Genomic DNA, 18428 nt, shown 5'->3' with positions numbered 1-18428 from the left:
ACTTTTTCGGCATTATGAAACAAGAAATGTATTACGGAGAACCATTGATTTCTTATACTGAATTGAAACAGAAAATAGAGAGGTACATGGATTACTATAATCACGAAAGAATAAAAGAAAAACTGGCCGGTTTGAGTCCGGTACAATACCGAACTCAAACCAGCCAATCAGCTGCATAATAAAAACTCTAACTTTTGGGGTTCACTACCCAGAAGAGTTTTTTTACATTAGTTTTCTGTTTTAGATTCTTTACTTTTTTTATCTACACCTAAAAACCAGTAAGCTACCCAGAAAATGATCACCATGATCAGGGATTGCATCATATTCGATAGAAGGTTCAATGAATTATGCTCTATATAATCCATGAAAGTAAGCCACGTAGAAAACAACAAAAAAGCAATAATATATATAAGGTTTCTTCGTATCATACGCTACTTCCGTTCTTTGGTTTGTTTGGTATTTCATTCAATTATTTTGATGTTCTAAAACCCTCCTGAATTGTATCAGAAGGGTTTAATATTGTTAATCAGTTTCTTTTTTTTTAATATATTGATTTGCTAAAATATAACCCAAACCCGCTCCAAAAGATGAAACGATAGTCTTTACACTGTCAGGGGTATCAAAGATGTATATAACAGGGAAGCCCACTACTATATATGCTAAACCAGCCCCCAGACCGCATATTAATGCTTCTTGGCCCTTGGTATACTTCCCCATTTCAAAACATCCTTTCTATATCTTATGGATACTGTCTCTCTATTTTTGGCGGCGGAATAGGGTAAAAATAATCCGTATAAATGACTGGAACGGCTTCTGCATAATTATCTACTTCTGAAACAAGGGCTGCAACCCCTATAGCTGCTACATTTGATTTAGAAAACCATTTTGCCACCAGACCAGCTCCCACACCAGCAGAAGCACCTTGAATAGTCTCAACGTCTGTACGAGTTAACCACACTTCTGCACGATTCCAAAACATTTTAAAATCTCTTACCCCTTCATAAGCGCCGCCTTCTATACTTGAAATACTGACATCATTGGAGGACTTACTAGTGTCCTCTTCTTCTTTTTCTAATATAACAGCATCATCAATTTTATTGTCAATTTCTAATTCTTTCAGAGTTTCATTGGTTTCATCAAGGGTTTCTGTTCTAATTGTTAAATATATATTTCCTGTATTTTTAGTATCAGTTTTTTAAAAATATTAATCGACATTTTTGTGATCTTTGTTTTCTTCTTTACTTAACTGCTCTATGTATTAGGCAATACTTTTAGGAATCGGCACACCGATTTTCCCTAAGTTTTCGTCCTTAAATAAATATCTACCTCTTGGCACACATCCTTTTTTATTAGCAATGGACTCTCCTTCATACGGTCAAAAAGCTGTTCCAGTTAGTGTCATAAACGATGCAATTAAAGAGAAGATGTCGGGAAGTTTTGACACTCTCATTGAGTTAATCACTCAGCTAAGTTATCCGATTGCAGGTGTTATGGTTACTTTCGGGGCATTAATGGTCATGATTGGTTTGAAAGAAAAGGGTTATTCAAAGATTAGTACAGCAAGTATCGGATTTAACTTGGTTCAGATGGCTCCTTTATTGCTTGATTTATTGTTTGGGATTGGTTCTGCGCTTTAATTATATTATTAAAATAATCATATGGAGAGTGAGTTTGGATGAATAACTTTACGATTGTATTTAACGGTGTACGTTACTCTTGTTTGGCAATTTCTTATGATATTGCAGAGACAATCTTTCAGCTAAAGATTGGAATGAATAAAGAAGCTTTATAATTATTGATATTGTTTCTGATATAGTATAATATTACTCGTGGTAGGTAGGTTTGTACCACGAGTGTTTTTTAAAAAACCTAATAACCATCTCTTGAAACCCATGGTATATCAACAAAAAATGGGGCCGGTTGTGATGCTGGTGCACGCCGAGGTCTTCAAAACCTTCAGGGAGGCGCGTGCCGTCTCCGCTGGGTTCGATTCCCAGACGGTCCCGCCAATTTTATCTGTATTTATCGACCCTTAACATTAAATTTGATGGATGGTTTTTAGATCCAAAAGAACGGATAATTCATCCTTCTGGATCAAGGTTTAATGCTTCATCTTTTCTTAAATTTATTTTTATACTTCATGATTCTTTTGTATTGGGTTTGATCCTCTAGGGCTTTGAATCCCTTTAATAATGGCCATCGATTTAATTCAAATATATAAAGATAACCATTTTTTGTCATACCAATATCTGCACCAAATATTCTTTGTTTAGGATACTTTCGGCCTAGCATTACAGCAGCCATGTAGGCAAGTTTTTTTATTTCTTCTACCTTATATATTTTTTCCTCATCCTTGAGATTTATTTCTTCTAACGCTTCCTCTAACGATAAGACTTCCCCATGTCGACGCAGGTTAGTTACCTTGTATTTATATCCAGCTTTTCTCACAATCATCCCATTTACTACCCAATCCTCATTTATTGTTCGTCTTTGAATAATAATTCTAAAATCAAAACGCCTCCCATCAATTTTTGCGAGATCAATTTCTTGTTGTATCATAAATTTTCTTTTGCCAGCAATTTTATTAATATAATGGAAAACCTCTTCTCTATTTTTCATTTTTATCTTGTTTTTATTGAATTGAATGAGATAATTTGCGTTCATTTTTTTCACAAAAAAAATATTTTGACCCTGCTTACCATTCGTTGGTTTCACCACCACAGCCTTATGTTTATTTAACATAAGATATAAATTGGCTTTGTTCCACATTAAAGTATGTGGAAGGTGTAATTGAAGCTCTTTATTTTCTTGGAATGCTAAATGCATTTGGTATTTATTTCTTCCTCTTAATTTCCCTTTCACCCTGCTATCACCCCTTTTTTATTTTTTATTTGTTTTGTCTTCCTCAGTTTATTCAGACGAGATGATGTCAGGAAGGGTGTATACAATGGGTTAGCCACAATAATTAATATCAGGCGTTTCCTATGGAAGAATTGGAGCTAATCAGTCCTATCCTGTCTTTTATAAAACTGGCAAGTGAATTATTTTTAATACGGTACGTGAAATTATATATCATAAAAAGAGTATTATTCCATTTTAAATAGTACGCTAGATCTTCTCACGCAGGTGCATCCATTTTTTTCTGTCTCTATTTTTTTAAATGTAACAAAAGGCAAATTAGGATGTCTAAATAAATAATAACACGGATGCGGAAATTTAGAATAATTGCCAGTTGTCGAATATTTTTGGTAGGCAAGAATCGTTCACAAAAACAGACACCACCATAGAGTTTGAAGGTAAAAAACCGGCTCCATCAGCCGGTTGTCAGATCCCTAATAATTTTTTCCACCACGGTTTTTGGCTTTCAGTGCTATCCTCCGGTTCTTTTTTTTCCACGAATATTTCTTTATGTTCAACAGCCCGTCCAGCATCTAGTACGAGCCCAATGTCCGTTTTCCGATCCATGTTCGAGACACGCCGGGCATGAATGCTGTAGCGGGATGCCAGCTTTGTATAGGGTGATAATGTGGCATATGCAAGCTTTCCATTAATTAATAAAGTAGCACCCGGGTGGGCTTTCATCGCTTCCTCTACTTCAGGATAAATACCTTTTTCGAGAACCTGTTTTTTGGTCAGAGCAATGATCACCCGCTCCCTGTAAGTTCCGAGAAAACGCCGTTTTTCATCCGGCCTCGTTTCTTTTTTCCCATAAATCCCTTCTTCGAGGTAATCATTAACATCTTTACCGCTCATTGTAATACTCCCTTTGCTTTCAGATTTCTTCTGCCGATTATAACATGTTAAATTTACTAATCTTCCATAAGAGAAGCACCTTACGACAAAATCTTTGTTTATTCGATATACAAAATCCACCCTTATATGACTTTAACTTAGTTTATCCACTGTACAAACGTATAATCAGTTGTTATAATTTACCTTGGAAACGATTACAAAATTTACAGGAGGGATTCCTTTGCAATCAAGTAAATCGGCATACATAGCTCTGCTTACACTGGTTGCGACGCTCGGAGGCCTGCTTTTCGGGTATGACACGGCCGTTATATCTGGTGCCGAAGGCTCGCTTCAAACTTATTTTGCAGAAAGTCTAGAATTGAGCTCACTTGTTCACGGTCTTACTGTTTCAAGTGCACTTATTGGATGCATTCTCGGCGGCATTCTCTCAGGCTATTTTTCTACTAGATTTGGAAGAAAATTCACTCTTATTCTTGCTGCTCTTTTATTCTTTTTTTCTGCTCTCGGTTCAGCTTATCCTGAATTTCTTTTCTTTACTGCCGGAGAGCCATCAGTGAGTCTGCTTGTTATGTTTAATGTATACAGAATTATTGGGGGAATCGGAGTCGGACTTGCGTCTGCTGTTTCTCCGGTATATATAGGGGAAATTGCCCCACCTCATATCCGGGGACGTTTAGTATCTTTGAACCAATTTGCAATTATCTTTGGAATGCTTATTGTTTACTTTGTAAACTGGGGGATTGCAAGAGGTCAGACGCTGGATTGGATTAATGATATTGGCTGGAGATATATGTTTGCTTCTGAGGCTGTACCTGCACTTTTATTTTTAACATTACTATTCGCCGTTCCAGAAACACCAAGATATTTAGCATCGCAGAATAACGACCAAAAGGCACTGGAGATACTTTCGAAAATATATGATAAAACGATGGCTAAAGCAACTCTTTTCGAAATTAAGCAATCTTTTGACACGAAAAAAGGAAAGCTGCTTGAATTTGGCAGACTAATTATTGTGATAGGTGTTCTCCTGTCCATTTTCCAGCAGTTCGTTGGTATTAATGTCGCGCTTTACTATGCACCGCGTATTTTTGAAAGCATGGGAGCGGCCCGGGATGCGTCGATGTTTCAAACGATCATTATGGGACTGGTCAATGTGATATTTACCGTAATTGCTATATTGACCGTTGATAAAATTGGACGCAAGCCATTATTGATAATTGGTTCGATTGGAATGACCGCAGGCATGTTTGGGGTGGCGGGAATGGCCTTTATGGATGCGATTGGTATCGGTACGCTGATTTTTATTATTATCTATACTGCCTCCTTTATGATGTCCTGGGGGCCGGTGGTATGGGTACTGCTCTCTGAAATGTTTCCAAATAAAGTAAGAGGTAAAGCAGTAGCTCTTGCCGTAGCCGCCCAATGGGCAGCAAATTATTTTATTTCCTCCACCTACCCGATGATGATGGAATTCAGCGGCGGCCTCACTTATAGCTTTTATGGTGTTATGAGCATTCTATCTGCTTTGTTTGTGTGGAAAATGGTCCCCGAAACGAAAGGAAAATCGCTTGAGGAACTAGAAATGGTATGGAGAAAACCTCGCAGTGCATAAATATAAGACCCGAATGCCATTATGGCACGGGTCTTTTTGGCACTTTATGAAGCTGCTGCCTTCAAGTTTATTGTCTGCCGGTTTCCATGGTTATCAAATACATTCAGAGTGGATGGAGTATGAATTAACAATTCTGCATCATCACTGTTGATCTTCTTTGTAAGCTCCTTCATTGTGCTTTCTTCATTCCTTAAATGAATACTCTCTTCTATTAATTTCACCGGCTCTTTCAATTTTTCGTTGTGTAACTCTAAAGAAATAATAATAATATCATCTCCAGTGTTCGTAAGGATTGCCTTTACGTAAATATCATCATCTGATGCCTGGACATTATCCTGTAAAATCTTATAACTTACTATGGAGAGATCGATCAATTTATGCTGCTTAGAGAAGAAATTAAAATAAATAAAAAATGGTACAATACATCCAGCTGCTGCTAATAAAAGGTACATTATGATATTCATGGGAACCCCCCTCGTCCTTTAAGACTAGAAGAAGTAACAGAATATTGCAAGTAATTTGGGTATTTTGAATGTTCATTACCTGGTATATAAGATCTACTCATTTACAGGCAGATTATTTTTTTAAAAATTTTTGTTTATATTTTCTGTATATACAAAGACTAATTATTACAATCTGTTTAAAGTCGAGGTGCGGTACGTGAAAATTACATTTGAGTCTCCCCATGAAGAAGAACTTGTTCATAGCATTCTGCACTCACTTGAGCTCAAGCATTTAACCAAAGCTGAATACCAGCTCTTTATCATGTCGCTGAAGAAAGCATTATCAGAAACTCCAGAAGCATCCCCTGATACACTATGCAGCACTGCAGAATCCTGGAAAAACAGCGACTGCTGGAATGAAGAGGTTCAAGAGTAGCATAAGGGGCTGTATCATAAATGATACTCGCCCCTTTTGCATGGTAAAAAAAGCAGTGGACAAGTCCTACGCTTTCCGTGGGCAGCGCTTCAGCTAACGGTCCGTCTATAGCGGATTCAAATTAATAGTGAACTTTAAATATCTGAATAATTGGATTATTAAACAAAAAACAGGTTGTTGAGAAGACTTTCTTAACAACCTGAGGCACCATGAAACCATGGTGCCTGCTGCATTATCTCATGGAAGATCAGTTTCCCCCATTAAATAGCGGTCACATTCTCTTGCTGCTTCTCTTCCCTCGTTTATGGCCCAGACAATGAGACTTTGACCTCTCCTCATATCACCAGCTGCAAAAACATTCTCAATGTTTGTTTGATATACGCCATATTCCGCTTTGACATTGGAACGCTCATCTGTGTGGACACCAAGCGTTTTTAGGAGCCCCTGTTCAGGGCCGCTAAATCCGATAGCTAACAAAACAAGCTCCGCCGGCCACACTTTTTCGGTACCCTGCAGTTCTGTCCGCTTTCTTTCTCCTGTTTCACTTATTTCTGTATGCACTTGAATAGTATGCACTGCTTTTACCCGGCCATTTTCATCCCCTGTAAATTTTTTTGTCAAGACTTCATAAGTCCGTGGATCTTTACCGAATGCGGAGGCTGCTTCCTTTTGGCCGTATTCGACGCGATGAATCACCGGCCACTGCGGCCACGGGTTTTCCTCTAGTCGCTCAGATGGTTTGTGAGGATATATATCGAATTGCACTAAGCTTTTACAATTGTGTCTGATTGCGGTGGCAATACAATCGGTCCCGGTATCTCCGCCACCAATTACAATTACATTTTTTCCTTTGGCAGTAATATATTTTCCGTCCTGCAGAGCTGAGTCAAGCAGACTTTTCGTGTTAGCATGCAAAAAATCCATCGCAAAGTGAATACCTTTGAGGTTTCTTCCTTCTACGTCAAGATCCCGATGAACGGCCGCTCCTCCGCATAATACGACAGCATCAAACTCCTGATAAAGAACAGACACTGGAAATTCTTTTCCAACTTCTGTGCTAGTAAGAAATGTGATACCTTCCTCTTTTAACAGAGAAAGTCTTCTTTCTACAATGTTATAGGGCAGTTTCATTTCGGGGATACCGTAGGTCAGCAATCCTCCTGCCCGGTCATGTTTTTCAAACACGGTTACATTATGACCTGCTTTGTTGAGTTGATCGGCACATGCCAGTCCTGCTGGTCCTGATCCGATTACGGCCACTCTTTTGTCAGTGCGTTTTCGCGGCGGCTGTGGCTGCACCCACCCTTCCTCAAATCCTTTTTCGATTATCGCACGCTCCACAGCACGAATAGCCACCGGCGGTTCATTTATGCCAAGCACGCACGCTCCTTCACACGGAGCGGGACATGCCATTCCGGTGAATTCTGGGAAGTTATTCATTTGATGCTCTCTTTCAAGAGCTTTTTTCCACTGTCCCTGGTAAACAAGGTCATTCCATTCCGGTATTAGGTGATACACCGGACATCCACTTGTCAAACCATTTATTTCAGTGCCCATATGACAAGTCGGAATACCGCAGTCCATACAGCGTGACCCTTGTTTCTTTACTTCCTCCTCTGTCATCGGCAGCGTATAATCGCACCAGTCCTTTGAGCGTTGGACTGGATCTCTTTCCGGCCAGGCCTGTCTCTGATATTCTCGAAAACCAGTCGGTTTTCCCATGTTTTATCCCTCTAATCCTATCGGTTCTTTTATTTTTTCTACCGCTTTTTTACTGTCATTAAAAGCTGTCATAGCTGCCTGTTTAGCACTCAGCCCATCTTTTTTGAGCTTTTCAATCCGGTCCTGCATCTCTGCATAATCCTTAGGCACCACTTTAATAATATGAGGTAGCTCCTGTACCCAGTTGGCAAGCACCAGTTTTGCTTTTTGACTGTTTGTATAGTTGTAATGCTTCTCAATAAGATTCTTTAGTTCTTTTTGTTCTTTTTCATCATCGACAGACTGCAGCTCTACTTGTCCGAGATTACAATTCTTCTCAAAGGACTCAGATGGTGAAACGAGCACGTACGCAATTCCTCCGGACATGCCTGCCGCAAAGTTTTTTCCGGTTTTTCCGAGTACGACGACTTTACCACCTGTCATATATTCACAGCCATGATCTCCAATTCCTTCTACTACTACCTGTGCGCCGCTGTTTCTCACACAGAATCGTTCACCGGCAATTCCCTGGATATAAGCTTCTCCATTGATTGCCCCATAAAAGCATACATTGCCGATAATAATATTCTCTGAGGCAGTGAAAGTGGATTTTCTTGATGGATAAATGATGATTTTTCCTCCGGAAAGACCTTTTCCAACGTAATCATTGGCATCCCCTACAAGTGTCATTGTTAATCCCGATGGAATAAACGCAGCAAAGCTTTGGCCGGCTGAGCCTTTAAACGTCAGTTGGATCGTATCCTCAGGGAGCCCCTGGCGGCCATATCGCTTTGTGATTTCATTTCCTACCATTGTTCCGGCCACGCGGTTAATATTGCGAATGAGTACTGTGGCTTTTACGGCTTGCTGGTTTTCAATCGCCGGTTTGCAAATAGGGATCAGTTCCTGATAATCGAGTGTTTTATCTAACCCATGCACTTGCTCTTGTACGGCATAACGGCTGACTGTTTCAGGCACGTCAGGCTGATGGAGAAGTGCGCTGAGATTCAATCCTCGTGCTTTCCAATGATTAACAGCCGTCTCAGTTGTAAAAACATCCGTTCTTCCAATCATTTCATTGATCGTTCGAAAGCCAAGTCCGGCCATACGCTCACGGACATCCTTTGCGATGAATTTCATAAAATTCACAACATGCTCAGGCTTCCCTGTAAATTTTTTTCGTAATTCCGGGTCTTGAGTAGCGACTCCGACAGGACACGTATCTAAATGGCAGACCCGCATCATTACACAGCCAAGAACGACCAGCGGGGCAGTGGAAAATCCATATTCCTCTGCTCCGAGAAGAGCTGCGATAATAACGTCTCTGCCTGTCATCAGTTTACCGTCCGTTTCGACGATAATCCGGTCACGCAGCCGGTTTAAAAGCAAAGTCTGGTGGGTCTCTGCCAGCCCTATTTCCCATGGCATTCCCGTATGCTTCAAACTTGTCCGGGGAGCAGCGCCGGTGCCACCGTCATAACCACTTATCAAAACAAGATCCGCTCTGCCTTTTGCAACACCTGCGGCAATCGTACCAACACCTGCAGCAGCTACCAGCTTTACACTTATTCGTGCCTGGGGGTTTGCATTTTTTAAATTATGAATCAGCTCTGCGAGGTCTTCAATGGAATAAATATCGTGGTGAGGCGGTGGAGAAATAAGCGCCACTCCAGGAGTAGAGCCTCTTACTTCGGCTATCCACGGATACACCTTTTTCCCTGGCAGATGACCGCCTTCCCCTGGCTTAGCTCCCTGCGCAATTTTAATTTGAATTTCGTCTGCATTCGCTAGATAATGATTATTCACCCCAAACCTTCCTGACGCCACCTGCTTTATTGCGCTGCGGCGCCAGTCTCCACCTGGTTCCTTAGTAAAACGCTCTTCTTTTTCTCCTCCTTCTCCGGAATTACTCTTTCCACCAAGCCGGTTCATTGCTATTGCCAGCGATTCATGTGCTTCTTCACTAATCGAGCCAAAGGACATCGCTCCTGTTTTAAAGCGCTTTATAATTTCTTTTTCAGATTCTACCTCCTCCAGCCTTACTGGCTTTCTGTTTTTAAATGAAAGCAGGCCGCGCAGAGATTGCAGATTTTTTTCAGTACTCGTCAGCAGCTTGGTATATTTTAAATACAGTTCATAGTTATTAGTACGGCACGCCTGCTGCAGTAGATGAATGGTGGCTGGATTGTATTGATGATCTTCTCCATTCACACGCCATTGGAAATCGTCCCCAGATGCCAGGACAGGCCGACTTCCCCTTGGTATGCGAAATGCTTCCCGATGTCGCTGAAGTGCTTCTGTTTCAATAGTATCCAAACCAATGCCGCCTAGCTTTGAGGAAGTTCGAGTAAAGTATTCTTTTATTACATCCTTATGGATACCGACTGCCTCAAATATTTGCGCCCCACGGTAGCTCTGAATAGTGGAAATACCCATTTTAGACATCACTTTCACGATACCGTCGGTGGCAGCCTGGATATACTCGGCAATCGCATCATTACGACTGATCTGTCGGAGATCGCCATTGACTACAAGCTGGTTGAGGGAGGCATATGCTAAATACGGATGTATAGCTTCCACTCCATACCCAAGCAGTACTGCAAAATGATGAACCTCTCTCGGTTCAGCAGAATCCAAAATAATACTTGCCTTCGTCCGTTTTCCCTTTCGTATTAAATAATGATGCAGCCCCGAGACAGCCAACAGTGCAGGAATCGCTGCTTCCGTCTCACTTACGGTCCGGTCCGACAAGATAAGTAAAGCGGCTCCATTATCAATTGCTGCTTCTGCCCTTGAAAATAATGAATCAAGCGAAGCTTTCATTGTTCCTGATTCTGCAGGAAAACAGATAGATAATTCGCTGACTTTAAATTCTTCCAAAACATTTTGACGTAATTTTTCAAAATTTTCAGAGGTCAGTACAGGGGTCTGGATCCTGATTTTTCTGCAGCTTTCTGCATTCGGCACTACTAGATTGCCCTCTCTGCCAATGGTTGTTTCTGCAGCGATAATTATCTTTTCTCGAATCGCGTCAATCGGAGGGTTTGTCACCTGGGCAAACAGCTGTTTAAAATAGTTATATAAAAGCTGCGGCTGTTTGGAAAGTACTGCGAGTGGTGAATCATAACCCATTGAACCTACAGGATCTTTTTTATCCGTAACCATTGGCTTTAATATTTTATTTATTTCTTCAGTCGTATAGCCGAATCCCTTTTGAAGAGGCAGGACATTTCTTTCCAGAATCCCGTTGCTCAATGGTTTTTCTGGAAGATCAGAAATATCGATTAAATAACGCGCGGTCCATTTTTTATAAGGCTTCTCCGCAGCAATTTGTTTTTTTATTTTTTCATCTGAAATAATCTCGCCTTTATCTGTATCTATAAGGAGCATTTTTCCAGGATGCAGCCTTTCTTTGTATTCAATTTTCTCGGCATAAATATCGAGGATTCCCACCTCGGAGCCGAAAACGATCAAGCCGTCTTTTGTCACGTAATACCTCGCAGGCCTCAGCCCGTTTCTATCCAAACACGCTCCTATCTGGCGTCCGTCGGTAAATACAACCGCTGCCGGCCCGTCCCATGGCTCCATCAGACAGCTATGGTACTCATAAAACCCTTTTTTAGCAGCATCCATGTACTTATCATTCGTCCAAGGTTCTGGAATCATCATCATTGCTGTATGCGCTAGCGTCCTGCCGGACAAATGCAAAAACTCAAAACAGTTATCAAACATCGAGGAATCACTGCCATCACTATCAATAATCGGATGCAGTTTCTGCATATCTTTATCATTAAAAAATTCTGAAGTACATAACGCTTCACGTGCTCTCATCCAATTTACATTTCCCCGGATCGTATTAAATTCACCATTATGGATCGTATAACGGTTCGGATGCGAACGTTCCCAGCTCGGGAACGTATTCGTGCTGAAACGCGAGTGTACAAGTGCGAGTGATGAAGTGAAATCAGGATGGTTCAGATCAATAAAAAAGGAGCCGAGCTGTTCGGGTATAAGCATTCCTTTATAAACGATTGTGGTTGTTGACAGGCTGCTGATATAAAAGATTTCTTCTATATTCTGCAGTTTCTTTTCTGCGCGTTTGCGGATGATAAATAACCTGCGTTCGAAATCGAGTCTTGTTTTCAGGCCGCTGCCTGGACTTATGAAAAATTGCCGGATAAAAGGTTTTGATTTCTTAGCGTGATCTCCGACGAATGAATCGTTGACCGGCACTGTCCTCCAACCTAATAGCTGCTGTCCTTCCTCTTCAATCAGTTCGCGAAGGACCTCTTCACACTGACGACGAAGTGCATAGGTCTGGGGAAGAAACACCATTCCAAGGCCATACCTGCCTTCAGCAGGCAGTTCAACATTTAATTTTTCACACTCATGCTTCATAAAATAATGTGGAATTTGAGTAAGTATTCCGGCGCCGTCTCCCGTACTAATATCAGCAGACTGACCTCCACGATGTTCAAGATTGCAAAGAATTGTAATGGCGTTTTGAATAATATCATGTGATTTTCGACCATTAATATGAGCAATCATTCCAATACCGCATGCATCATGCTCATCAGCCGGGTCATATAATCCCTGTGCCTTAGGGGAACTGTGTGCTTTCATAAGTACCTCCTCAGTATGCAAACTTCTATTTCCTATGGTTTGTTAAAGAACAGGTATTTATGTTTTTTTGAAATAAAAAAAGGTAACAGCATCAAATACATAGAGCTGTTACCTTTTATTTCATTCATTTTAGAAGGAAGCTTTCTCCGGGACATGGATCACTTAAGGCTGTGTTGAAAGCCTCGGTCACAGAAGAAGAGTCTGTCGCTGCTCTTCTCCTTAGATATCACGTTTATGCAGCAGTCTGCTCGTTAATTTCCTGATAGAATTTTGATAAGCAGGTGATAATATCTCCGCACCTTCAAAGATCAGGCCAGCGTAATACTCTGACGGTGCGATATCTATTTTTGACTTATTTACGACAGTGTAGGTGAACGCCTCCACATTTTCATTTGTGTCCTCTCTTCTGACAACGACTTCAATCCGGCGGTAAAAATCAGGATGACCTTCCCGCGCATCAAGCTGTGACGTACCCGGCACTAAAAAAAGGACACCTTCCACCGAATTTCCTTCAGAAGGAAAAATATCGGCCACCCCTCCGTTTCTGCTTCTTCCATACGCACGATAGCCGAACTCATAATGACGGAGAGAGGCTGCGCCAATTCTTTGGGCTGTGACCGTTCTGTTTAAATCCTCCGTATTCATGCAGGAACCGTAAGCAAAATAAAACAAATCATCTACTCCTTTTTAAAACCAATTAGAGAATTTCAGCAAAAACATTATTAAGATGGAAATTGTCAGCAGGCTGCTAAAGGGGAGCAGGCTTGTTTCCGGCTTCCCCTCCATCGATAGACGCAGATTTTTTGCTGTCAGCCCAAGGAAAGCTCCAATACCGATCCAGACAATAAGAACAGCGGCAGTCCACCAATTCTGCCAATCTGTAATTAGAACCGCGCCCGTTACTGCGCTGCCTATTAGTCCTATATGAGCCAGGATTAAAATGGGTCGATACAGCTTCTTAATAAATGCAAGATTTTCCCCGTCCATGCCTTTTATGAAAAAGGGAAACGGAATAAGTAAAAAGAAAAATAAGGCCATGAGCCAATGAATTACATAGCTTCCTATGTCCAGCAGCATGATTGCAGCTCCTTTATTAAAGCAATTTGCACCTCCTGCATTATATCATTGTGCAGTGGAGGATAGGCAATATCTTTCGTGATATGATAAAATAACATTGAATTCTTGAGAACGGGGATGGTGGATTTATGCCGGCTGAATGGTTTATGTGGTTTATCGTGTTCTGGTCAGTATTTTTAACCATATTTATGTTTATCGGCGGATATTTTATGTTCCGGAAATTTTTAAAACGCTTTCCAAAAGAAGATGGCAATTCCATTCTCGATTGGCAGGACTATTATATAAGAGAAACTATTCATCTTTGGCCGCCTGAAAAAAAAGAATTGTTGAATGAACTTGTCGAACCTGTTCCCGAGTTATTCCGTGGAACAGCAAAAGAGAAAATTGCCGGCAAGGTGGGCGAGCTCGCACTAAAAGAAAATGCAGCTTCAATTGACCAGGACTTACTCATCCGCGGCTATATTATGGCGACCCCAAAACGTGACCACAAGTTTCTCCGCAAAAAATTAAAGGAAAAAGAGATAGATGACTCCACGTATGAGCATCTCTTTACATCTTAATAAAAGCTGCCCTTCCAAAAACAGAAGGACAGCTTTTTACGTGCGCATAGCTATGGCAGCCTCTTTTTCCTGGGTCTGCTTTTCCTTTTCCATTTTTTTGAAACGGATCAGCATGAATATCCGCCACGGAATAATCATGCCATAAGCGAGAATGAAAAACATGCCCGCAAGTTCTTCCACATTGATCGCATCTCCGATGATTAACTTAAATAAGACTCTCGCCACCAAAAGACCGAATAATAAAAACACGAAGGCTTTCGATCGTTTCATGTATATGTTGTTTTCACGAATTTCAAAGCTTGACGTTTTTATAAGTAACATCGAAAACAATATGCCAACGCTCAAAGCTTCAAGCACCTGGGCCGGAGTCAGCCGGGCTGGTTCGTAAATGAACATAAGAAAACCGGTCGACATAAAAACCGGCGGAAGGATGATCTTTTTGACCGTCGCTGGCTTTTTGATAGCTTTCATACGTATGAAAATCGCTATCATTGCCATGACAGCAGCACCAAAGGTAGATATAATTAATGTAGCATTCATTTTTATTCAGCTCCCGGCTCTGTATTTGTACAGAGCTGCTTTTCAAACGGACACAATCCATTATTACTATCATACTATGCAAAGAAGTTATGATGCAATGCTGTCTATGTCCGATTTTTATTATATTCCTGAGAGCTTTTTCTGCCCCATGCCCTGCTGAAGAAGATATAAATTGTAATACAGCCCCTGTTTTCGCAAAAGATGCTGATGCGTGCCGCGCTCGACTATCCGGCCCTGATTAAGCACCAGGATTTTATCTGCTTCTTTGATCGTCGACAGCCTATGGGCTATCATTATTGTCGTCCTGCCTTTTTGCATTTTTTCGAGTGCCTGTTGAATATATGATTCTGACTCAGTGTCAATACTTGCTGTCGCCTCATCTAAAATAAGTATGCTCGGTTTCCTCGCAATAGTTCTGGCAAACGTAATCAACTGCCGTTCCCCATTAGAAAAAGATTCTCCCCGCTCCCCAATTTTGGTGTCATATCCATCCGGTAAATTTATTATAAAAGCATCCGCCCCGACGAACCTGGCTGCTTCCTGCATCTGATCATCAGTCATGGAAGCGTCATACATTTTTATATTCTCTCGAATAGTACCTGTAAATAAGAATGGATCCTGGAGAACGAGTCCAATATGTCTGCGGATTTCACTGTTTTTATACTCCTCCAGCGGTTTTCCGTCCACAAGAATCGTCCCCTTTTCCGGGCGGTAAAAACGAAGCAGCAAGGAAATGATTGAGCTTTTTCCACTACCGGTATGACCGACCAAGGCGAGAGTCTCCCCTTTCTCCACTGAAAATGAAATATCTTCAAGTACGGCAGTTGAACCATCATAGCTGAAACTGACCTGTTCAAAGTCGATCCTGCCATCTTCAATACTCCAATTAGGTTTATCCTCATTAAGTTTTTCCACATCCGGATGATCAAGCAGTCGAAACACTCTTCCTGCAGAAACAATTGCCTGCTGGTAAATAGACAATCGCATCATCATCTGATTCACCGGCTCAAAAAAACGATCGAGATAATTAACAAATGCATAGAGAACTCCGATTTCTACAGATGTGTCCAATGAGGCAAAGCCAAAGTAAAACAGCACTCCTACTAAAGCGATGACAGCCAGAAGATCAACTGCCGGCCGAAGCAGAAGCCCGTCAATCTTCATACTTTTCATCCATGCCGAAAAGTGCTGCTGATTCATTTCTTCGAACTCATTCTGCATTCGTTTTTGCTGACGGAAAATTTGAATAATCGTCATGCCCTGTATGGACTCGTTCAGCTTCGTATTCAGACTGCTGAGCTTCCCACTCATTGCTCCATAAAATTTAGCACTGGCTTTTCGATACGTGCGCATCAATACGTACAACACCGGCATGAGAATGAAACACCATACTGCGAGCCTGACGTCAAGGTAAATCATTGCAGCAAGTATTCCTGTTAAAAAGACAAGATTCTGCAGAAACGTTGATAAAACCTCCACGTACAACTCCTTGATCGTTTCCGTGTCATTCGTAATACGAGAAATTAAACCTCCCGATGGTGTCTTGTCAAAAAAGGAAATCGTAGACTGCTCTGTTTTCTTAAATACCTCAACACGTAATTTTCGGATAATGCGAAGGGATACCCGCTGAAACCAGTACACTTGAAAATAATTAAAACATACTGAAGTAAGATGCAGGATGATAAATAGAAAGGCAAGGCCTGTAATTGGGCCGCGCGGAAAATTTCCTTCTGTTAGGTAATCGTCGATAAATATTTTTATTAATATGGGACCAATCAGCTCCGCGCCGGTTCCTAAAAATAAAAATACACAGGCACCCATAAACAGTTTTTTTTCAGGAATTACATAGGACAGCAGTCTTTTTAAAATAATTCGCTGCTGTTTTTCCGAAAGCGTATTATCCTCATGTCCGATCATGGCCAGTCCCCTCCTCGACGAGCGATTCCAGCTGCTGCTGGTTATACATCTGCTCATACCAGCCGTTCATTCCCATTAACTCTTCATGAGTTCCGCGTTCCTTGATCTGCCCCTTTTCCATCACAATCAGTTCGTCACAATGTTTGATCGCACTCATACGGTGAGAAACAATAAACGTCGTTTTATGATGACGCTCCGCTTTTATATTTTGAAGGATCGCTTCTTCAGTTTTTGCATCTACAGCCGAAAGCGAGTCATCAAGAAGAAGGATTTCAGGAACGAGAAGAAGAGCACGTGCAATTGCTACTCGCTGCTTTTGTCCACCGGAAAGGGTGATGCCCCGCTCTCCAACCATGGTTTCATATCCATGCTCCATGGTTATGATATCGTCATGAACATGAGCCAGGCCTGCCGCTGCCGTAATTTCTGAAAAAGAAGCATCAGGCTTACCTACCGCAATATTATCAGCTATTGTCATGGAAAATAAAAAATGCGACTGAGGCACATAGCCAAATGCTTTTCGATAAGATTGGAGATAGTAGCTTGTATGTGCTGCTCCTCCGATGGAAATTTCAACTTCTTTCCCTTCAATCTCACGCAGAAGCAGCCGCATCAGTGTTGATTTCCCGCTCCCCGTGCGGCCGGTGATTCCAATGCTCATTCCTGGTTCGGTTTGGATAAAGACTTCACTTAAAACAGGCGATGCATGTTTGGAATAAGAAAAATGCGGAACAGTTATATCTAAACGTCCTGTCGGCGTTGTCTCTATGCTCGCTTTCTCATCAGTGATTTCCTGTTTTTCAGCTAATAAAGAATTTATTCTATTATACGAAGCACGCCCTCGTTCAATAATATTAAAAAACCAGCCGAAAGCAAGCATTGGCCAAATAAGCATCCCTAAGTACAGAGTAAAGCTGGTTAATTCCCCTAACGTAATGTCCCCATCAATGACCATCCCTGCCCCAAAAAATACAGCAAGAAAATAAGATACTCCAACAATTAATGAAATCGTTGGATCAAAGAGAGCATCAATTCGAGCGACATCTTCATTTTTTTTGACAACATCATCAGACTGGTGAGCAAAAGATTGAATGTCCTCGTTCTCAAAACCGAGCGTTTTGGTGACGCGTATACCCGAAATGCTTTCCTGTACTTTATTATTTAAACTCGAAAAAGCAGCCTGCGCTTTCGAAAAACGTTTATGGAGAAGGCTGCCGTACCAGCTAGTAGCAAGTGCCATAATCGGCATTGGCAGCAGACTATATAACGTCAGAGAAGGGCTGATAGTAAAAGCCATTGCAGCAATGACAAACGCTCCCATCGTCAAGGAGTCCACGAGCGTTAATACACCGACACCCGCTGTCTGTTCAACCGCCTTTATATCATTGGTAGCGTGCGCCATTAAATCGCCTGTTCTTTTTTTTGAATAAAATGAAGGAGACATCGCGGTAAATTGTTCATATAACTTATTGCGAAGCAGCCTTGCAAGGCGGATAGATGCCCCGAAAATCATAATTCTCCACCAAAACCGAAACAAGTACATCAGTATTCCTGCAAGGATTAATATACCTGCCCATGACAGCAATATACTGGTCTGAATGGTGTCTGCTGCGATGTGGTCAACAATGACCCCAGTCACATAAGGAGGCAGCAATGACAGTACAGAGACGATAACCAGCATTACGATACCTGCTGTGTAACGCCTCCATTCCTTTCTGAAATACCACCTCAACTGGAAAAATATTTTCATTCTAGCTCCACTCCGA

General features: G+C 41.3%; 18 protein-coding genes and 1 tRNA gene. 6 read left to right on the top strand and 13 right to left on the bottom strand.

Annotated features, from left to right (window positions below; all coding sequences use genetic code 11):
- A partial coding sequence (locus ACE4RR_RS19320) for an IS3 family transposase (RefSeq protein WP_375534203.1) occupies positions 1 to 179 on the top strand: 179 nt, incomplete at its 5' end.
- Between the two features lie 48 nt (positions 180 to 227).
- Here ACE4RR_RS19320 and ACE4RR_RS19315 read toward each other — a convergent pair.
- From ACE4RR_RS19315 to ACE4RR_RS19305, 3 genes are all read right to left on the bottom strand, one after another.
- Positions 228 to 428, bottom strand: a complete 201-nt coding sequence (locus ACE4RR_RS19315) for a hypothetical protein (protein ID WP_375537081.1) — start codon at positions 426 to 428, stop codon at positions 228 to 230.
- A 94-nt stretch (positions 429 to 522) separates the two neighbouring features.
- Positions 523 to 717: a hypothetical protein gene (locus ACE4RR_RS19310; protein ID WP_375537080.1), complete on the bottom strand. Its 195-nt coding sequence runs from the start codon at positions 715 to 717 to the stop codon at positions 523 to 525.
- 22 nt (positions 718 to 739) lie between these two features.
- Positions 740 to 979, bottom strand: coding sequence for a hypothetical protein (locus ACE4RR_RS19305; protein ID WP_375537079.1), 240 nt, complete (start codon positions 977 to 979; stop codon positions 740 to 742).
- A 445-nt stretch (positions 980 to 1424) separates the two neighbouring features.
- On the opposite strand from ACE4RR_RS19305, the gene ACE4RR_RS19300 reads away from it, so the two are divergent.
- The gene (locus ACE4RR_RS19300; RefSeq protein WP_375537078.1) at positions 1425 to 1637 is read left to right on the top strand and encodes a hypothetical protein; all 213 of its coding nucleotides are present in this window, start codon (positions 1425 to 1427) and stop codon (positions 1635 to 1637) included.
- A 275-nt stretch (positions 1638 to 1912) separates the two neighbouring features.
- Positions 1913 to 2009, top strand: a tRNA-Sec gene (locus tag ACE4RR_RS19295).
- A gap of 100 nt (positions 2010 to 2109) precedes the next feature.
- Here the strand turns inward: ACE4RR_RS19295 and ACE4RR_RS19290 are convergent.
- Together ACE4RR_RS19290 and ACE4RR_RS19285 are read right to left on the bottom strand one after the other, a co-directional pair.
- The gene (locus ACE4RR_RS19290; RefSeq protein WP_375537077.1) at positions 2110 to 2862 is read right to left on the bottom strand and encodes a YheC/YheD family protein; all 753 of its coding nucleotides are present in this window, start codon (positions 2860 to 2862) and stop codon (positions 2110 to 2112) included.
- A 462-nt stretch (positions 2863 to 3324) separates the two neighbouring features.
- Positions 3325 to 3753, bottom strand: coding sequence for a YueI family protein (locus ACE4RR_RS19285; RefSeq protein WP_375537076.1), 429 nt, complete (start codon positions 3751 to 3753; stop codon positions 3325 to 3327).
- 220 nt (positions 3754 to 3973) lie between these two features.
- On the opposite strand from ACE4RR_RS19285, the gene xylE reads away from it, so the two are divergent.
- Positions 3974 to 5365 carry a D-xylose transporter XylE gene (gene xylE, locus ACE4RR_RS19280; protein ID WP_375537075.1) on the top strand — a complete coding sequence of 464 codons (1392 nt, stop codon included), beginning with the start codon at positions 3974 to 3976 and terminating at the stop codon, positions 5363 to 5365.
- A gap of 44 nt (positions 5366 to 5409) precedes the next feature.
- Here the strand turns inward: xylE and ACE4RR_RS19275 are convergent, their stop codons facing one another.
- Positions 5410 to 5829, bottom strand: coding sequence for a hypothetical protein (locus tag ACE4RR_RS19275; protein WP_375537074.1), 420 nt, complete (start codon positions 5827 to 5829; stop codon positions 5410 to 5412).
- A 196-nt stretch (positions 5830 to 6025) separates the two neighbouring features.
- Between ACE4RR_RS19275 and ACE4RR_RS19270 the strand changes: the two genes are divergently transcribed.
- A complete protein-coding gene (locus ACE4RR_RS19270) occupies positions 6026 to 6244 on the top strand; it encodes a hypothetical protein (protein WP_375537073.1) in 219 nt (72 codons plus the stop codon).
- 237 nt (positions 6245 to 6481) lie between these two features.
- On the opposite strand, the gene ACE4RR_RS19265 is transcribed toward ACE4RR_RS19270, so the two are convergent.
- The 4 genes from ACE4RR_RS19265 to ACE4RR_RS19250 form a co-directional block, all read right to left on the bottom strand.
- Complete coding sequence (locus tag ACE4RR_RS19265) at positions 6482 to 7966, bottom strand: glutamate synthase subunit beta (protein ID WP_375537072.1); 1485 nt, start codon at positions 7964 to 7966, stop codon at positions 6482 to 6484.
- A 3-nt stretch (positions 7967 to 7969) separates the two neighbouring features.
- On the bottom strand, positions 7970 to 12568 hold the full coding sequence (gene gltB / locus ACE4RR_RS19260) for a glutamate synthase large subunit (protein ID WP_375537071.1): 4599 nt from the start codon (positions 12566 to 12568) through the stop codon (positions 7970 to 7972).
- Positions 12569 to 12787: 219 nt separating this feature from the next.
- On the bottom strand, positions 12788 to 13240 hold the full coding sequence (locus ACE4RR_RS19255) for a gamma-glutamylcyclotransferase family protein (protein WP_375537070.1): 453 nt from the start codon (positions 13238 to 13240) through the stop codon (positions 12788 to 12790).
- A 15-nt stretch (positions 13241 to 13255) separates the two neighbouring features.
- On the bottom strand, positions 13256 to 13645 hold the full coding sequence (locus ACE4RR_RS19250; RefSeq protein ID WP_375537069.1) for a hypothetical protein: 390 nt from the start codon (positions 13643 to 13645) through the stop codon (positions 13256 to 13258).
- A 128-nt stretch (positions 13646 to 13773) separates the two neighbouring features.
- On the opposite strand from ACE4RR_RS19250, the gene ACE4RR_RS19245 reads away from it, so the two are divergent.
- Positions 13774 to 14205, top strand: a complete 432-nt coding sequence (locus tag ACE4RR_RS19245) for a DUF2621 domain-containing protein (protein ID WP_375537068.1) — start codon at positions 13774 to 13776, stop codon at positions 14203 to 14205.
- A gap of 36 nt (positions 14206 to 14241) precedes the next feature.
- Here ACE4RR_RS19245 and ACE4RR_RS19240 read toward each other — a convergent pair whose 3' ends face one another.
- The 3 genes from ACE4RR_RS19240 to ACE4RR_RS19230 form a co-directional block, all read right to left on the bottom strand.
- The gene (locus ACE4RR_RS19240; RefSeq protein WP_375537067.1) at positions 14242 to 14745 is read right to left on the bottom strand and encodes a CcdC family protein; all 504 of its coding nucleotides are present in this window, start codon (positions 14743 to 14745) and stop codon (positions 14242 to 14244) included.
- A 120-nt stretch (positions 14746 to 14865) separates the two neighbouring features.
- Positions 14866 to 16662, bottom strand: coding sequence for an ABC transporter ATP-binding protein (locus ACE4RR_RS19235; RefSeq protein ID WP_375537066.1), 1797 nt, complete (start codon positions 16660 to 16662; stop codon positions 14866 to 14868).
- Positions 16649 to 18412, bottom strand: a complete 1764-nt coding sequence (locus ACE4RR_RS19230; RefSeq protein WP_375537065.1) for an ABC transporter transmembrane domain-containing protein — start codon at positions 18410 to 18412, stop codon at positions 16649 to 16651. Before ACE4RR_RS19230 ends, ACE4RR_RS19235 begins: the two co-directional genes overlap by 14 nt.
- Positions 18413 to 18428: the final 16 nt, after the last annotated feature.

The sequence above is a fragment of the Alteribacillus sp. HJP-4 genome, assembly GCF_042139015.1.
Lineage (GTDB): Bacteria > Bacillota > Bacilli > Bacillales > Marinococcaceae > JBHIKY01.
The sequence above is the reverse complement of the archived record's forward strand: the minus strand, read 5'-3'. Positions and strand labels throughout refer to the sequence as shown.

Coding starts and splice junctions, on each gene's coding strand:
- ACE4RR_RS19230 (WP_375537065.1), bottom strand. CDS start 18,412: ATGAAAATATTTTTCCAGTTGAGGTGGTATTTCAGAAAGGAATGGAGG.
- ACE4RR_RS19245 (WP_375537068.1), top strand. CDS start 13,774: ATGCCGGCTGAATGGTTTATGTGGTTTATCGTGTTCTGGTCAGTATTT.
- ACE4RR_RS19250 (WP_375537069.1), bottom strand. CDS start 13,645: ATGCTGCTGGACATAGGAAGCTATGTAATTCATTGGCTCATGGCCTTA.
- ACE4RR_RS19310 (WP_375537080.1), bottom strand. CDS start 717: ATGGGGAAGTATACCAAGGGCCAAGAAGCATTAATATGCGGTCTGGGG.
- ACE4RR_RS19235 (WP_375537066.1), bottom strand. CDS start 16,662: ATGATCGGACATGAGGATAATACGCTTTCGGAAAAACAGCAGCGAATT.
- ACE4RR_RS19305 (WP_375537079.1), bottom strand. CDS start 979: ATGTTTTGGAATCGTGCAGAAGTGTGGTTAACTCGTACAGACGTTGAG.
- ACE4RR_RS19315 (WP_375537081.1), bottom strand. CDS start 428: ATGATACGAAGAAACCTTATATATATTATTGCTTTTTTGTTGTTTTCT.
- gltB (WP_375537071.1), bottom strand. CDS start 12,568: ATGAAAGCACACAGTTCCCCTAAGGCACAGGGATTATATGACCCGGCT.
- ACE4RR_RS19285 (WP_375537076.1), bottom strand. CDS start 3,753: ATGAGCGGTAAAGATGTTAATGATTACCTCGAAGAAGGGATTTATGGG.
- ACE4RR_RS19240 (WP_375537067.1), bottom strand. CDS start 14,745: ATGAATGCTACATTAATTATATCTACCTTTGGTGCTGCTGTCATGGCA.
- ACE4RR_RS19300 (WP_375537078.1), top strand. CDS start 1,425: ATGTCGGGAAGTTTTGACACTCTCATTGAGTTAATCACTCAGCTAAGT.
- ACE4RR_RS19275 (WP_375537074.1), bottom strand. CDS start 5,829: ATGAATATCATAATGTACCTTTTATTAGCAGCAGCTGGATGTATTGTA.
- ACE4RR_RS19265 (WP_375537072.1), bottom strand. CDS start 7,966: ATGGGAAAACCGACTGGTTTTCGAGAATATCAGAGACAGGCCTGGCCG.